Genomic DNA, 14,335 nt, shown 5'->3' with positions numbered 1-14,335 from the left:
AAATCCAAATTTAATTTATTTTAAAGGATTTTTATGGATTTAGAGATGTTTTGTCATCAATGTGAGATGAGTGCTAATGATGGATGTGGTTCTAAAGGACAAAGTATCGGAACTTGCGGTAAAGACGCTACACTAGCAAGACTACAAGATATGATGATATTTGCCTTAAAGGGTCTAAGTGCATATCGCCACCACGCAAATGAATTAGGGGCTAATACAAAAAATGTAGATGATGTAATGGCTCAAACCTTGTATTTTACACTTACAAATATGAATTTTAACTTTGATCAGCATATTGAACAATTGCTAAAAGTAGGCAAAGCTGGAGTAGAAGTTATGGATATTCTAAGCAATGCTCATACAAGCAAATTCGGTATCCCGACTCCTGTAAAAATCACTCAAAACAGAGCAGAAGGCAAAGCTATTTTAGTAAGCGGACATAATCTTCATGCACTAAAAGAGCTATTAGAACAGACCAAAGACAAAGGGATCAATATCTATACTCACTCTGAAATGCTTCCAGCTCATGGCTATCCAGAGCTTAAAAAGTATCCTCATTTAAAAGGGAATTTAGGCAAAGCTTGGTTTGATCAAACTGAGCTTTTTAATAAATTTAACGGGGCTATTTTGATGACTACAAATTGTATTGTCCCACTTCGCAAAAGTGCCAAGTATAGTGATAGATTGTTTGGATATGATATTGCTAGCACTAAAGGCATAGCTCATATTATCGGCGACGACTTTACTCCATTAATTAATAAAGCTTTAGAGCTTGATGATGTAAGCGGCTTTGATAGCGATGAAGTAATCAGCACAGGCCATCACTATAAGGCTGTTTTGCCTATGGCTGGTGAGATTTTAGAGGCAATTAAAAGTGGTAAAATTCGTAGATTTTTTGTTATAGCAGGATGTGATGCGCCGGGCAAGGGTAGAGAGTATTATAGAGAGCTAGCTCTTAGCGTGCCAAAGGATTGTGTGATTTTGACTTCAAGTTGTGGTAAATTTAGATTTAATGATATAGATTTTGGCTTAATTGAAGGGACAAATATCCCAAGATATTTAGATTTGGGTCAGTGCAATGATAGCAATGGCGGAGTAAAAATAGCTATGGCTTTAAGCGAAGCTACAGGGATAGCTATCAATGACTTGCCGCTTTCAATAGTGTTAATGTGGATGGAACAAAAAGCTATAATAATATTAGTAGCACTCTTATATTTAGGTGTAAAAAATATCCATATAGGGCCTAGCTTGCCAAAATTTTTAAATAGCGAGATATTAAATTTCTTAGTAGAAAAATATAATCTATCACTAATCAGCGAAGATCCAAAAGCGGATTTGGAGAAATTTTTAAACTCTTAAGTTTTTAACAGAGCTACGGCTCTGTTAAGCGTAATTCCATTTCGATTTAAATTCAAATTTATAAATTTTAAAGCCAATTTTAGATACAATTTTGCGCTTTGCATCCAAACTGGATAAAAGAAGTGTTTTCAAAGCGTGCCACTTGTTTTGAAAATAGTTGGTTTAGGCGTGTTCTTAGACCTAAGTGCAGTCTAGTAAAAGTGGTAAATAATTTTTAGGAGACTCAGATGAAAGTTCGTCCTTCTGTAAAGAAGATGTGTGACAAATGTAAAATTGTCAAACGCAAAGGCATAGTTCATGTAATTTGCGAAAATCCAAAACATAAACAAAGACAAGGATAAGGTATGGCTCGTATTGCAGGTGTTGATTTACCAAAGAAAAAAAGAGTTGAGTATGGCCTTACATATATCTATGGTATAGGGCTATATACTTCAAGAAAAATTCTTGATGCTGTAGGTATCTCTTATGACAAGAGAGTTTATGAGCTAAGTGAAGATGAAGCCGCTGCGATCAGAAAAGAGATCCAAGAGCACTATATGGTTGAAGGTGACCTAAGAAAAAGTGTAGCTATGGATATTAAGGCTTTAATGGATTTAGGTAGCTTTAGAGGCTTAAGACACAGAAAAGGTCTGCCAGTGCGTGGTCAAAAAACAAAAACAAACGCAAGAACTAGAAAAGGCAGAAGAAAAACTGTTGGCGCTGCTACTAAATAAGGATAAAATATGGCAAAGAGAAAAGTAATTAAGAAAAAAGTAGTTAAAAAAAATATAGCTAGAGGCATTGTATATGTTTCTGCTACATTTAATAATACAATGGTTACGGTTACTGATGAGATGGGTAATGCTATTGCTTGGAGTAGTGCTGGTGGCTTAGGCTTTAAAGGTAGCAAAAAATCAACCCCATACGCAGCTCAACAAGCTGTAGAAGATGCATTAAATAAAGCTAAAGAGCATGGCATTAAAGAAGTAGGCATCAAAGTCCAAGGCCCAGGTAGTGGTAGAGAAACAGCAGTTAAAAGTATCGGCGCAGTAGAAGGAATTAAGGTGCTATATCTAAAAGATATAACTCCTCTAGCTCACAATGGCTGCAGACCACCAAAACGCCGCCGCGTGTAATTGTAGATAGAATTTAGGAGAATTATAATGGCAAGATATAGAGGACCAGTTGAAAAATTAGAAAGACGCCTAGGTGTATCTCTTGCACTTAAAGGCGAAAGAAGACTAGCTGGCAAGAGCGCATTAGAAAAAAGACCATACGCTCCAGGCCAACATGGACAAAGAAAAGCTAAAGTAAGCGAATATGGCTTACAATTAAGAGAGAAACAAAAAGCTAAATTTATGTATGGCGTAAGTGAAAAACAATTTAGAAGATTATTTGCCGAAGCCGCAAGAAGAGAGGGAAATACCGGTGCACTTCTTATCTCTTTATTAGAGCAAAGACTTGATAATGTAGTTTATAGAATGGGCTTTGCATCTACTAGAAGATTCGCAAGACAGCTAGTAACTCACGGCCATATCTTAGTAAATGGCAAAAGAGTTGATATCCCTTCATACAGAGTAAGAGCCGGTGAAAAGATAGAAATTATCGAGAAGAGCAAAGAAAACCCACAAATCGTTCGTGCCATTGAGCTTACTAACCAAACAGGCATAGTAGCTTGGGTAGATGTAGAAAAAGATAAAAAATATGGAATTTTCACTAGAATTCCAGAACGAGAAGAGGTTATCATTCCAGTTGAGGAAAGATATATAGTCGAGCTTTACTCTAAATAATAAGGAGATTATGATGAGAAAGATAACAACATCAGCTTACATGCCTACTGACATAGAGGTTACCCCAATAAGTGAAAATGTGGCTAAAATAGTAGCGTATCCTTTTGAGACCGGCTATGCAGTTACTCTAGCTCATCCGCTTCGCAGACTACTCTATACAAGCACGGTTGGATTTGCTCCAACTGCTGTAAAAATAGAAGGCGTGTCTCACGAATTTGATAGTATGCGTGGTATGCTAGAAGATGTAACGCTATTTATCATAAATCTCAAAAATTTACGATTTAAGCTCAAAAATGACTCAGAGCATGAGGTTATCGAATATAGCTTTAAAGGGCCAAAAGAGATTACAGGTGCAGATCTATCTAATAATATAGTAGAGATAGTAAATCCTGATGCGTATCTAGCTACAATTAACGAAGACGCAGAGCTAAATTTCTCTCTAATAATAGAAAAAGGAATTGGCTATGTGCCTAGCGAAGAGATTAGAGAGAGTGTAGAGAGTGGCTATATCGCTCTTGATGCTTTCTTTACACCTGTTAAACATGCAGTTTATGAGATTGAAAATGTGTTAGTTGAAGATAATCCAGACTACGAAAAAATAGTCCTAACTATAACTACAGATGGTCAGGTAACGCCTTTAGAAGCATTTAAAAACTCAATTGAAGCTATGTATAAACAGATGTCTATATTTAACAATATTTTAAATATAGATGTAAATATGGCTATGACTTCATCTCAAGGCTCTAGTGAGCATTCAAAACTTTTAGAGAGTATTGAGAATTTAAATTTATCAGCTAGAAGTTTCAATTGTCTAGATAAAGCTGAGATTAAATTCATTGGTGAGCTTGCTTTAATGGAAGAGAGTGACCTAAAAGAGCTTAAAAATTTAGGCAAAAAATCTCTTGATGAGATTAAAGCTGTAATGGCTGAAATAGGCTATCCATTTGGTGAAAATAAGCTAGGAGATAGCAAAGAATCACTCAGAAAAAAAATAGCTGAGTTAAAATCATAAAAGCGAAGGAAAGATAATGAGACATAATCACGGATATAGAAAACTAGGCCGCACTAGCTCTCACCGTGCTGCTTTGCTTAAAAATCTTACGATAGCAATCGTTAAGTCTGGTAAAATAGAAACTACTTTACCGAAAGCAAAAGAGCTAAGAAGCTATGTAGAAAAGCTAATAACAAGAGCTAGAAAAGGTGATTTCAACGCCCATAAATATGTATTTGCATCTTTACAAGATAAAGAAGCTACTAACAAATTAGTTACTCAAATCGCACCAAAATACACAAATAGAAATGGCGGTTATACAAGAATCATCAAAACACGCACCAGAAAAGGTGACGCAGCTGAGATGGCTTATATCGAGCTAGTATCTGAGTAGCGATTTGCTAGGATTTTTCCTAGCAAATTTGCTTTTATAAATTCAAAAATCAATAATTTTTAACTAATAATCCAAACAAAACAACCTTGCTGTCATAAATTTAAAAATACAATATTTAATCTAAATTTCTTATTTTTTAATATAATTGAGTAAAAACAAAAGGATGATTATGATACCATTTAGTGATGAAGAGCTTTATGAGCCAGTTAGTGAGAGTCTTAAAGTTGTCACGCCTATGCTTGAGCGTGATGGCGGTGGAATCGAGCTTTTGGGGATTAAAAATGGTGTGGTTTATGTGCGTTTAGTAGGGCATTGCCACGGCTGTGCGGCTAGTTCTCAAACTCTGAAATTTGGCGTTGAAAAGCAAATTCGCAATGATATTCACCCAGAGCTTAACATTGTTAATATCCCAATGGGGCAAGAATTTGATATTACAAAGATGTAAAAATTATTATAGATTGTTAAATTTTTAATCAGATAATAGGGATAAAATCGGCGATATTTAAATATAAATTTTTTATATTTTGTGTATAATTATCGCAAATTTTATTGAGAGATAAAGAGTATAATCCGAGGAAGTTGATGAGTCAAAGGTATAAAGATATCGCAATTAAGCTATTTAAAAGAGGCAAATTTGATCTTGCTAAGATGAGTTTTAATATCGCATATAATATCTCGCCTAGCGATGAAATCCTTGCTTTTATAGAGCTTTGCGAGATAGCTAAAAGCAATCCTAGCGAGGCCATATCGCTATTTGAGATATATTTTGATCCAGCCCAAAAAGATAACTCCGATACTATCGCCGAGATTATCGATATCATACAAAGCGCATCTCAAGAGAGTAATATGATATTAGAGAGCCAAAATGCCATCACCTATGCGGATTTTAAGAATTTATTAAATAATAACGATTTTAAGCAGATATTTGAGAGTATTTTGTTTTCTACTAAGATTATAATCACAGATAAAGATGAGCTTTTTGAGCTTGTGAATTTCTTAATAGATAATGGATTTATAGATATTGGGCTTAAATATTTAGAGAGTTCGGTTAAGATGTTTATGGGTGATGAGAGAGTTGGCGAGGTCTTGGCTAAGATTAGGAGCAAAGATGAAAATAGCCTTAAATAGTGGATTTATTACTGATAATTCTAAAGAAGTTAAGAGTGGATGCTACTTCGTAGTCTCTAACTCAAATTCCAAATATAGCGCTGAAGCTATGGAGCTTGGGGCAAATTTGATTACTCCTAGTGAAGCCATAGATATTTTAGGGCTTAGAGATCGCATTAAAATTATCGGTATCACAGGGACAAATGGCAAGACCACGACGGCTTTTTTGCTCTCTTATGCTTTGGCAAATTTAGGCCACAAAAGCGCAGTTAGCGGAACTTGCGGATCTTTTATCGGTGATAGGCAGATAGCTAAAAAAGCTCTAACGACAAGTCAAATTTTAGAAACTATTAGCTATATTAAAGAGGCTGTTAATAGTGGATGTGAGTATTTCATTATGGAGGTTAGCTCACACGCAATAGCTCAAAATCGCATTGAAGGCTTGAGTTTTGCGTTAAAAATTTTTACAAATTTAAGCCAAGATCATTTAGATTATCATAAAAGTTTTAGCGAATACGCAAGAGTAAAATCTAGCTTTTTAAGCGATGAGTGTGATAAGATAATAAATGGCGATGATGATAATATCACCTACAATAGATCAAATTCGCTTACATATTCTTTTAAAAATGGCGATATTTGCGTGGGTGAGTTTGAGCTAAAAAATGGCATAAACGCAACTATATTTACAGATAAAGAAAGGGCAAATTCAAGCCTTGATCTACATGGTAAATTTAATCTCTATAACGCTCTTGGTGTGGTAGGCGCTTTGAAAAAACTCTTAAATTTGGATTTACAAACCATATCCAATTCGCTCAAAGGCTTTAAAGGCGTAGCCGGTAGGATGGAGATAGTATCGCATTCTCCGACAATTATAGTTGATTTTGCCCACACGCCAGATGGGATAGAAAAGGTGCTAAGCTCTATGAAAAATAGCGAATTGATAGTGGTATTTGGTGCTGGTGGCGATAGGGATAAAACCAAACGCCCTATAATGGGGCAGATAGTCGCTAAATACGCTAAAATAGCGATCGTAACAAGCGATAATCCAAGAAGCGAAGATCCAGATGAGATAATAGAGCAAATCAGCTCTTCAATGCCTAAAAATACGATTAAAATTCAAAATCGCAAAGAGGCAATCGCCAAGGCTATATCTATACAAAATGATGAAATATTGCTGATTTTAGGCAAGGGCGATGAGGATTATCAGGAGATAAATGGAGTTAAATACCCATTTAGTGACCAAGAAGTTGTAAAAGAGATATTAAGCAAAAAAGGATAAAGATGAAAATAGAGATGCTAGCTAGCAAAATTCACAGAGCCACAGTAACTGATGCGAATTTAAACTATGTTGGTTCAATCACTATAGATGAAAAATTGATGAAAGCGGCGAATTTGCTTGAGTTTCAAAAGGTTGAAATTTTGGATGTTAATAATGGTGAGAGATTTGCTACATATGTGATTAAAGGCGAGAAAGATGGCGAAATTTGCCTTAATGGCGCAGCAGCTAGAAAGGTCTGTGTAGGCGATATAATCATAATTGTAAGTTATGCTTCGATGAGTGTTAAAAAAGCGAAAAAATTTCAACCTACAATTGTCCATGTAGATTCAAATAACAAAATAGATGGCTAAAAAGCCAATTTTAAAGGCTCTTTTGATATAATCGTGACAAATTTAAAAGGTTAGTGTATGTTTAAAGATTTTGATCTTTCAAAGATGACGCAGATGTTATCTCAAGCTCAACAAAAGGCAAATGAATTTGAAGAAAGCCTTGCTAAAAAGGAATTTGAGAGCAAGTCAGGTGGTGGATTAATCAGTGTAAAAATCAATGGAAAATCTGAAATTTTGGATATTTGTATTGATGACTCGTTACTTGAAGATAAAGATAGCTTACAAATTCTATTGATTTCAGCGATTAATGACGCTATAAAATTGGCAAATGATGAGAAGCAAAATGCCGCCGCATCGCTTTTTGGTGGATTTGGTGGTTTTGGAGGTGTAAATTGATTAGAATTTTTATAGCTATTTTGATGGTTGGGGCGATTTTATACGCAGCTCCAGAACCAACGATCGCCGATAGAACTGCGATATATGAGAAGATGCGAGAGTCTCAATTTAACTATAAAGACAATATCGCAATTGCCTTAAATGGCGAGTATGCCGCCGTGATTTATGACAAAAAAAATCCATTAGATAAAAAAGATTATATCAAATTTGATCCGTATCTTGGCCTATATCTAGTCAAGCCAGGATTTACTCTTCGTGGGGCGTTTATGCTTGATGAGCTTGATAGTAAGCAAGATATGTGGGTTATGACGCTAGAAGAAAATATAGCAAATATGGGGCATATTAAGAGTTTTGGTAGCGAGCTTGGGCAGTTTGATGAGCTTAGTTTTAATACCGGTAGAGCTGGAATGCTGGTGTGTGATTGTGCTTCTATGGTGGGGATTAGCCTTGGGGATAATAAGTTTATCCCAAATAGATATTTAAAACATTTTATGCGATATGATGATGTGTATTATGGTGATATTGGAGTTAAATTTATTGAAAATAACGGCACGATAAAGGTATCAAGCGCAAATCCATTTGGCTCTGGCAATGAGCTTAGAAGTTCTGATGAAATTTTATCAATCAATGGCAAAAAGCCATCAACTCTAAGAGAGATAAATGAGATGATATTATTTGCTGATAAGGGCTCTTTGCTAAAATTTGAGATTAAGCGTGGAGAGCAAATCCTAAATTATAATATAAAAATGTCAAATATCACAGCTAAAAATATTGTAGATAACAATAAAACCACAGAGATAAAAAAAGTCCCCCCAAAACCAAAATTTCTTTCTGAATTTGGGGTAAATGTAAATAAATATATGATAATCACTAGTGTAAAAGCAAATTCCAAGGCTAGTAAATTAGGGCTAAAAGTTGGAGATAGAATCATGCAAATAGATGGCGTAGCGGTAAAAAATGCTATTGATGTAGATAATATTATGAAAAATAAAAATTCACAAACATACTATCTAATTTCAAGGGATGATTTTCAATTTTTTGTTCGGGTAAATAAATGAATTTTTCAGACTATTTGGAGGCGAATTTGCCTAAGGTAGAGAGCTTTCATCCGCATTTTAACGAGGCTATTGCGTGGATTTTAAAAGCAGGTGGCAAACACTTTAGAGCTAAGTTATTAATCGGCACAGCAAAAGCGATAAATCCGCTATGCGATCCATATCCTGTAGCCTTGGCGGTAGAGTTTTTACACGCTTATTCTTTGATCCACGATGATTTACCAGCTATGGATAATTCAGCACTTCGCCGTGGTGTTGAGACCTTACATGTCAAATATGATGAAGTTACGGCTATTTTGGTTGGCGATGCTTTAAATACTGAAGCTTTTAGAGTGATAGCAAATTCAAATTTACCACCACAGATAGCGATCAAATGCATAGAGATACTTAGTAGAAATGGCGGCCTAGAGGGCATGGTGATTGGTCAAGCGATCGATTGCTATTTTGAGAATAAAAAATTAAATTTAAATGAGCTTAAATTTCTTCATCTACACAAAACCGGCGCACTCATAGCAGCTAGTATGGAGATGGGCGCTGTGATCGCTGGGGCTAGCGATGAAGAGTGTAAAAGCATCTATGAAGCGGGATTGAAGCTTGGCTTAGCTTTTCAAATTCACGATGATATAATCGACGCTACAAGCAACGCTAAAATCGCTGGAAAACCCACAAATAACGATACTTCTAAGAATTCATTTACAAATTTACTTGGGGTAGATGAAGCTATAAAAATCCAAAATGAGCTAGAGTCTCAAATAATTTTAGAAATTCAAAACAAAGAGCTAAAAGAGCTAATCTCAAATCTAATAAACAGATATTTAAAAGGATAAAAATGTATAAAAAACAGGCCGATACAATAAGATTTTTATGTGCCGATATGGTACAAAAAGCAAATTCAGGTCACCCAGGCGCACCAATGGGGCTAGCTGATATAATTGCGGTTTTAAGCACTCATCTAAATCACAATCCCAAAAATCCATCTTGGTTAAATAGAGATAGATTGATCTTTAGTGGCGGTCATGCTAGCAGCTTGGTTTATAGCTTTTTATATCTTAGTGGATATGATATTAGCTTGGATGATTTAAAGGTATTTCGCCAACTTCACTCTAAGACTCCAGGCCATCCCGAGATCGAGACTGCTGGTGTAGAGATCGCTACGGGGCCTCTTGGTCAGGGCGTGGCAAATGCTGTTGGCTTTGCTATGGCGGCTAAATCGGCTGAGAATTTGCTAGGTAGTGATATCATAAATCACAAGATCTATTGTTTATGTGGCGATGGCGATTTACAAGAAGGGATTAGCTACGAGGCCTGTGCGCTTGCGGGTAAGCATAATTTGGATAATTTAGTAATAATCTATGATAGTAACGAGATTACTATTGAAGGCGATACAGCTATAGCGTGGTCTGAAGATGTAAAGGTGAGATTTGAAGCGGCTGGATTTGAGGTAGCTAAGATAGATGGTCATTGCTATGATGAGATCGAATTTGCCCTAAATGAAGCCAAAAACAAAACCAAACCATATCTAATAATAGCCAAAACCAAAATCGCTAAAGGCGCTGGCGAGCTAGAAGGCAGCCATCACGCTCATGGCGCTCCGCTTGGCGCTGAGATTATCGCTAAGGCTAAAGAAGCGGCCGGATTTGATCCGAATTTAAGTTTTTTTGTAGATGATGATGTGAAATTTTGGTTTAATCTAGCCTTAGAAAGGGGTGATTTGGCAAATGCTTTATGGGATAAGAAAGTAAGTGAGTTAAGCCAAGATAAAAAAGAGCTGCTAAATTCACTCTTAAATCCTGATTTTAGCAAGATAGAATTTCCTATTTTTAACGCTCAAAAGATAGCTACAAGAGATAGTAATGGTAAAATTTTAAACGCTATCGCCGCCGCTTTGCCAGGTTTTATAGGTGGTAGTGCGGATTTAGCACCTAGTAATAAAACAGAGTTAAAGGGCTTTGGCGACTATCCAAACGGCAAAAATCTACACTTTGGTATCAGAGAACACGCTATGGCTGCGATCTGTAATGCCTATGCTAGGTATGGAATTTTCATCCCATTTAGTGCGACATTTTTTATATTTAGCGACTATCTTAAAGCTGGAGCTAGACTTGCGGCGTTAATGAAGCTTAAACACTATTTTATCTGGACGCACGATAGTATCGGAGTAGGTGAAGATGGCCCAACACATGAGCCAATTGAGCAGCTTAGTACATTTAGAGCAATGCCGAATTTCTATACATTCCGCCCAGCTGATGGCGTGGAAAATGTAGAGTGCTGGAAGGTTGCGCTTAGGCTCAATGCGCCGTGTGCTTTTGTCTGTTCAAGACAGGGATTAAATCCATTAGATGAGCCTAAATTTGGTAGCGTGGCAAATGGTGCTTATCTCATTAAAGAGAGCCAAAATCCGCAAATTACACTAGTAGCTAGCGGCAGTGAGGTTGGATTATGCCTTGAAGCATCTAAATTATTAGAAAATAGCGGTATTGGCGTAAATGTCGTCTCTGCGCCTTGCTTCGAGCTTTTATGCGAGCAAGATGGTGATTATATCAAGCGTATATTTTCGCCTAATACTAAGATTTTAGCCGTAGAGGCAGCAAGTGCGCTTGAGTGGTATAAATTTGCTGATAATGTGCTTGGAATGAGTTCATTTGGTGCTTCAGCTCCAGCTGATGAGCTATTTAAATATTTTGGATTTAGTGCTACAAATGTAGCTAATATCGCTAAAGATATGATCAAATAAGCTCTAGCCGATTGGCTAGAGTTATAATACAAATTTAGAGTGTTTTTTAAGTAGAGTAAATAGCTCTAAACGCTCTGTGTTGTTATTTACTAATACGCTTAGATTAAAGCTTTTGAATTTAGCATTTTTGCTAGTGTGAGAGCTTTGAAGTTTGTATTCCCTATCGCCTACGCACTCTTTTATAATGCTTTTTTCATCGCTTAAACTATCAAATATTACCTTATATTCCCAAAATATTGGATAGATTATTTCTGGTTTTTTATTATTAAAATCGCAAATTTCAGTCATCATTTCTCCTATATTCTCCACTTTTACCGCCACTTTTAGATTCTAGGGTTATATCGCTAATTACCATGGATTTATCAATAGCTTTTATCATATCATAAATAGTCAAAAGCCCGATACTAACACTGCTTAAAGCCTCCATCTCTACGCCTGTTTTGCCATGAGTTATAACCTTAGAAATGAGCTTAAAACCTGGCAAATTTGGCATATCTTCTATATCGATATCAACTGAATTTATATAAAGTGGATGACACATAGGAATTAGCTCGCTAGTGCGTTTAGCACCCATAATTGCAGCGATAACAGCAGTTTGTAAGACAGGACCCTTTTTGCCTGTGTTTTGTTTAATCGCATTGTAAGCTTCTTGCGACATTGTGATAGTACCACTAGCGATTGCGACTCTTTTGGTTGTATCTTTATCGCCTACATCTACCATTTTGGGCATATTTTTTTCATTTAAGTGAGTTAGCATTTTGATCCTTTGATGTGGATTATATCAAATTTGTTTTAATAGCTTTTATTTATTATATGTTAAAAAAGTAACTATATAATCTAGCTTCCTAAATAGTAATCTCCTTTTTTAAGACGCTTGCTCTTTTTAGAGCTAGTGTTTTGATTAATCAAATTTTATTTTTGTGTTTTGGGCAGATGTCCGAGTGGTTGAAGGAGCACGCCTGGAACGCGTGTAAGGTGAAAGCCTTCGGGGGTTCAAATCCCTCTCTGTCCGCCATTATAACAATTGTAAATTTCTAGGCTGAATTCAAAAATTTGATATAAAAGACCGCCGAAGCGGCCTATGGTATTAGAGTCTTGACTCATAGCGTCTAAGCATATAAAGTCTTTTAAGCATTTTTTTGCGAGCTGAAATTTTCTGTTTTTTGCGAATTTCAGTCATTGGCTCAAAAAAGCGTCTAGCACGAACTTCAGTAACAACTAAGTTACGATCAGTTTGCTTTTTAAAGCGTCTGTAAGCTTCATCAAAAGACTCATTTGGATGTACCTTAACTCCTGGCACGATCCTCACCACCTTTCGTTAAAATTTGAGCGATGATTATATCTAAAAATAACTTAAATTTAAATTTCTTAAACAAATAATAAATTTGACTTAACTATATTTTAATATAATAAGGTATATAATTACGCCAAAAATCAATAAGGAATTATCAATGTCTTGTACGCCTACACACTACACCAAACGGCGATATATTGTATATTTGATTGTTACGATTGTCGCTTTGGTGCTTCCATTTATTCGCATTAATGGAAATCATCTATTTTTGCTTAGTTTTGATAAAAAGCAACTTCATCTATTCTTTACTGCTTTTGATATGCAAGAGCTCTATTTGATGCCTTTTTTGCTTATTATTTTATTTTTAAGTATATTTTTTCTTACCACTTTGGGCGGTAGAGTTTGGTGCGGTTGGAGCTGTCCACAGACGATATTTCGTGTAATTTATAGGGATTTGATATGTACTAAAATCCTGAGAATTCGTAAAAATATTAAAGACAAACAAAAAGAATTTGATGGTAATATCATTAAAAAATTTATCTCAATAATCATTTGGGTAGCTCTAGCTTTCATAGCTGCGAGTAATTTTATGTGGTATTTTGTGCCACCTGAGGATTTTTTTGCTTATCTTAGTAATCCAGTAGAACATAAACTTTTAGTTGGAATTTTGATAGGGATTACGGCGTTTTTGGTATTTGATGTTGTATATTTGGCTGAGAATTTCTGTGTTTATGTCTGTCCATATGCGAGAATTCAAAGCGTTATGTTTGATAATGATACAATTCAAGTGATTTATGATGAAGACCGTGGTGGTAAAATTTATGATGGCCACACTAAATTAGGTAAAAAGCCAACTACTCCAGATGCTGAATGTATCGGCTGTGAGGCCTGTGTGAGAGTCTGTCCAACCCATATTGATATACGAAAAGGTATGCAACTTGAGTGTATAAACTGCTTAGAGTGTAGTGACGCATGTAGCGAAGTGATGGGCAAACTTGGCAAAAAAAGCTTGATAAATTGGACAAGTGCTAAATCTATAAAAAGTGGCAATAAGGTAAAATATTTTAGATTTAGGACGATTGCCTATATGGTTGTATTGTCTATAGCTGTGGTTGCGCTTGGGGTTATGACGACTAAAAAAGAGCATATGCTATTAAATATCAATAGAGCTACTCAATTATATAGCATTAAAGTACTTGATGATGGTGTTTTGAAAGTACAAAATGCTTATACATTTTTGATTCAAAATACAGATAATAGTGACCACTCTTATTATTTTGATGTCAATGAGAGTAAAATATCAATCGACAGACCACTAAATCCTATAACTCTAAAAGCTGGCGGCAAGAAAAAAATAATAGTAGTATTGAGCACCATTGATGCCCTAGCTAATGACAATAGGCATGATGTTCCGCTAGATATTACGATCCACGCTTACGCTAAGGATAATAAAGAGTTAATTAGCGTTGATCGCAAAACTATCTTTGTCTATCCAAAGAGCGTTGAGCTAGAAAAAGCCTTAAGCTCAAAAGAGAGATAAAATTTGATTTAAAGCCAAATAAATGGCCTATTTAGCATATTTTGCGAATTTGGCTAGGCTAATTGGGATTTTGATCTCTTTTGGCCTA

19 protein-coding genes and 1 tRNA gene are annotated in these 14,335 nt (G+C 35.7%); 17 read left to right on the top strand and 3 right to left on the bottom strand.

What is annotated here, in order from left to right; all coding sequences use genetic code 11:
- Positions 1-33: 33 nt before the first annotated feature.
- From hcp to tkt, 15 genes are all read left to right on the top strand, one after another.
- Complete coding sequence (hcp, locus tag CLAN_RS07780) at positions 34-1,359, top strand: hydroxylamine reductase (protein WP_086238511.1); 1,326 nt, start codon at positions 34-36, stop codon at positions 1,357-1,359.
- Positions 1,360-1,586: 227 nt separating this feature from the next.
- Entirely contained in the window at positions 1,587-1,700 is a 114-nt protein-coding gene (rpmJ, locus tag CLAN_RS07775) for a 50S ribosomal protein L36 (RefSeq protein WP_002848032.1), read from the top strand.
- 3 nt (positions 1,701-1,703) lie between these two features.
- Positions 1,704-2,072, top strand: coding sequence for a 30S ribosomal protein S13 (rpsM, locus tag CLAN_RS07770; protein WP_086225406.1), 369 nt, complete (start codon positions 1,704-1,706; stop codon positions 2,070-2,072).
- Between the two features lie 9 nt (positions 2,073-2,081).
- Positions 2,082-2,474, top strand: a complete 393-nt coding sequence (rpsK, locus tag CLAN_RS07765) for a 30S ribosomal protein S11 (protein ID WP_086225407.1) — start codon at positions 2,082-2,084, stop codon at positions 2,472-2,474.
- 27 nt (positions 2,475-2,501) lie between these two features.
- Positions 2,502-3,128, top strand: coding sequence for a 30S ribosomal protein S4 (rpsD, locus tag CLAN_RS07760; RefSeq protein WP_086322456.1), 627 nt, complete (start codon positions 2,502-2,504; stop codon positions 3,126-3,128).
- A gap of 13 nt (positions 3,129-3,141) precedes the next feature.
- On the top strand, positions 3,142-4,140 hold the full coding sequence (locus CLAN_RS07755; RefSeq protein ID WP_096013705.1) for a DNA-directed RNA polymerase subunit alpha: 999 nt from the start codon (positions 3,142-3,144) through the stop codon (positions 4,138-4,140).
- A gap of 16 nt (positions 4,141-4,156) precedes the next feature.
- Entirely contained in the window at positions 4,157-4,513 is a 357-nt protein-coding gene (rplQ, locus tag CLAN_RS07750) for a 50S ribosomal protein L17 (RefSeq protein WP_086270410.1), read from the top strand.
- A gap of 169 nt (positions 4,514-4,682) precedes the next feature.
- Positions 4,683-4,958: a NifU family protein gene (locus tag CLAN_RS07745; RefSeq protein WP_100590994.1), complete on the top strand. Its 276-nt coding sequence runs from the start codon at positions 4,683-4,685 to the stop codon at positions 4,956-4,958.
- A gap of 137 nt (positions 4,959-5,095) precedes the next feature.
- A complete protein-coding gene (locus CLAN_RS07740; protein ID WP_167368957.1) occupies positions 5,096-5,641 on the top strand; it encodes a histidine kinase in 546 nt (181 codons plus the stop codon).
- Positions 5,622-6,899 carry a UDP-N-acetylmuramoyl-L-alanyl-D-glutamate--2,6-diaminopimelate ligase gene (locus CLAN_RS07735; RefSeq protein WP_100590993.1) on the top strand — a complete coding sequence of 426 codons (1,278 nt, stop codon included), beginning with the start codon at positions 5,622-5,624 and terminating at the stop codon, positions 6,897-6,899. The genes CLAN_RS07740 and CLAN_RS07735 overlap by 20 nt, the downstream gene beginning before the upstream one ends.
- Before the next feature lie 2 nt (positions 6,900-6,901).
- Complete coding sequence (gene panD, locus CLAN_RS07730; RefSeq protein ID WP_096015210.1) at positions 6,902-7,249, top strand: aspartate 1-decarboxylase; 348 nt, start codon at positions 6,902-6,904, stop codon at positions 7,247-7,249.
- Positions 7,250-7,306: 57 nt separating this feature from the next.
- Positions 7,307-7,624, top strand: coding sequence for a YbaB/EbfC family nucleoid-associated protein (locus CLAN_RS07725; RefSeq protein ID WP_096018193.1), 318 nt, complete (start codon positions 7,307-7,309; stop codon positions 7,622-7,624).
- Positions 7,621-8,682 (top strand): DUF7488 domain-containing protein, encoded by a 1,062-nt coding sequence (locus CLAN_RS07720; RefSeq protein WP_167368956.1) that lies wholly within the window; start codon positions 7,621-7,623, stop codon positions 8,680-8,682. The genes CLAN_RS07725 and CLAN_RS07720 overlap by 4 nt, the downstream gene beginning before the upstream one ends.
- Positions 8,679-9,506 (top strand): polyprenyl synthetase family protein, encoded by an 828-nt coding sequence (locus CLAN_RS07715; protein WP_096015211.1) that lies wholly within the window; start codon positions 8,679-8,681, stop codon positions 9,504-9,506. Before CLAN_RS07720 ends, CLAN_RS07715 begins: the two co-directional genes overlap by 4 nt.
- A 2-nt stretch (positions 9,507-9,508) precedes the next feature.
- A complete protein-coding gene (gene tkt, locus CLAN_RS07710) occupies positions 9,509-11,413 on the top strand; it encodes a transketolase (protein ID WP_100590992.1) in 1,905 nt (634 codons plus the stop codon).
- Between the two features lie 21 nt (positions 11,414-11,434).
- Here tkt and CLAN_RS07705 read toward each other — a convergent pair whose 3' ends face one another.
- Both CLAN_RS07705 and moaC read right to left on the bottom strand, forming a co-directional pair.
- Complete coding sequence (locus CLAN_RS07705; RefSeq protein WP_100590991.1) at positions 11,435-11,701, bottom strand: HP0495 family protein; 267 nt, start codon at positions 11,699-11,701, stop codon at positions 11,435-11,437.
- A complete protein-coding gene (gene moaC / locus CLAN_RS07700) occupies positions 11,694-12,170 on the bottom strand; it encodes a cyclic pyranopterin monophosphate synthase MoaC (protein ID WP_100590990.1) in 477 nt (158 codons plus the stop codon). Before moaC ends, CLAN_RS07705 begins: the two co-directional genes overlap by 8 nt.
- Before the next feature lie 170 nt (positions 12,171-12,340).
- Between moaC and CLAN_RS07695 the strand changes: the two genes are divergently transcribed.
- Positions 12,341-12,428 (top strand) — tRNA-Ser (locus CLAN_RS07695).
- 72 nt (positions 12,429-12,500) lie between these two features.
- Here the strand turns inward: CLAN_RS07695 and rpsU are convergent.
- Complete coding sequence (rpsU, locus tag CLAN_RS07690) at positions 12,501-12,713, bottom strand: 30S ribosomal protein S21 (RefSeq protein ID WP_002848116.1); 213 nt, start codon at positions 12,711-12,713, stop codon at positions 12,501-12,503.
- Positions 12,714-12,864: 151 nt separating this feature from the next.
- Here rpsU and ccoG point away from each other — a divergent pair, with 151 nt between their 5' ends.
- Positions 12,865-14,247: a cytochrome c oxidase accessory protein CcoG gene (gene ccoG / locus CLAN_RS07685; RefSeq protein WP_100590989.1), complete on the top strand. Its 1,383-nt coding sequence runs from the start codon at positions 12,865-12,867 to the stop codon at positions 14,245-14,247.
- Positions 14,248-14,335 lie beyond the last annotated feature (88 nt).

This window comes from Campylobacter lanienae NCTC 13004, assembly GCF_002139935.1.
Taxonomy (GTDB): Bacteria; Campylobacterota; Campylobacteria; order Campylobacterales; family Campylobacteraceae; genus Campylobacter; species Campylobacter lanienae.
Note: the sequence above shows the minus strand (reverse complement) of the source record. Positions and strands in the feature narration are given on the sequence as shown.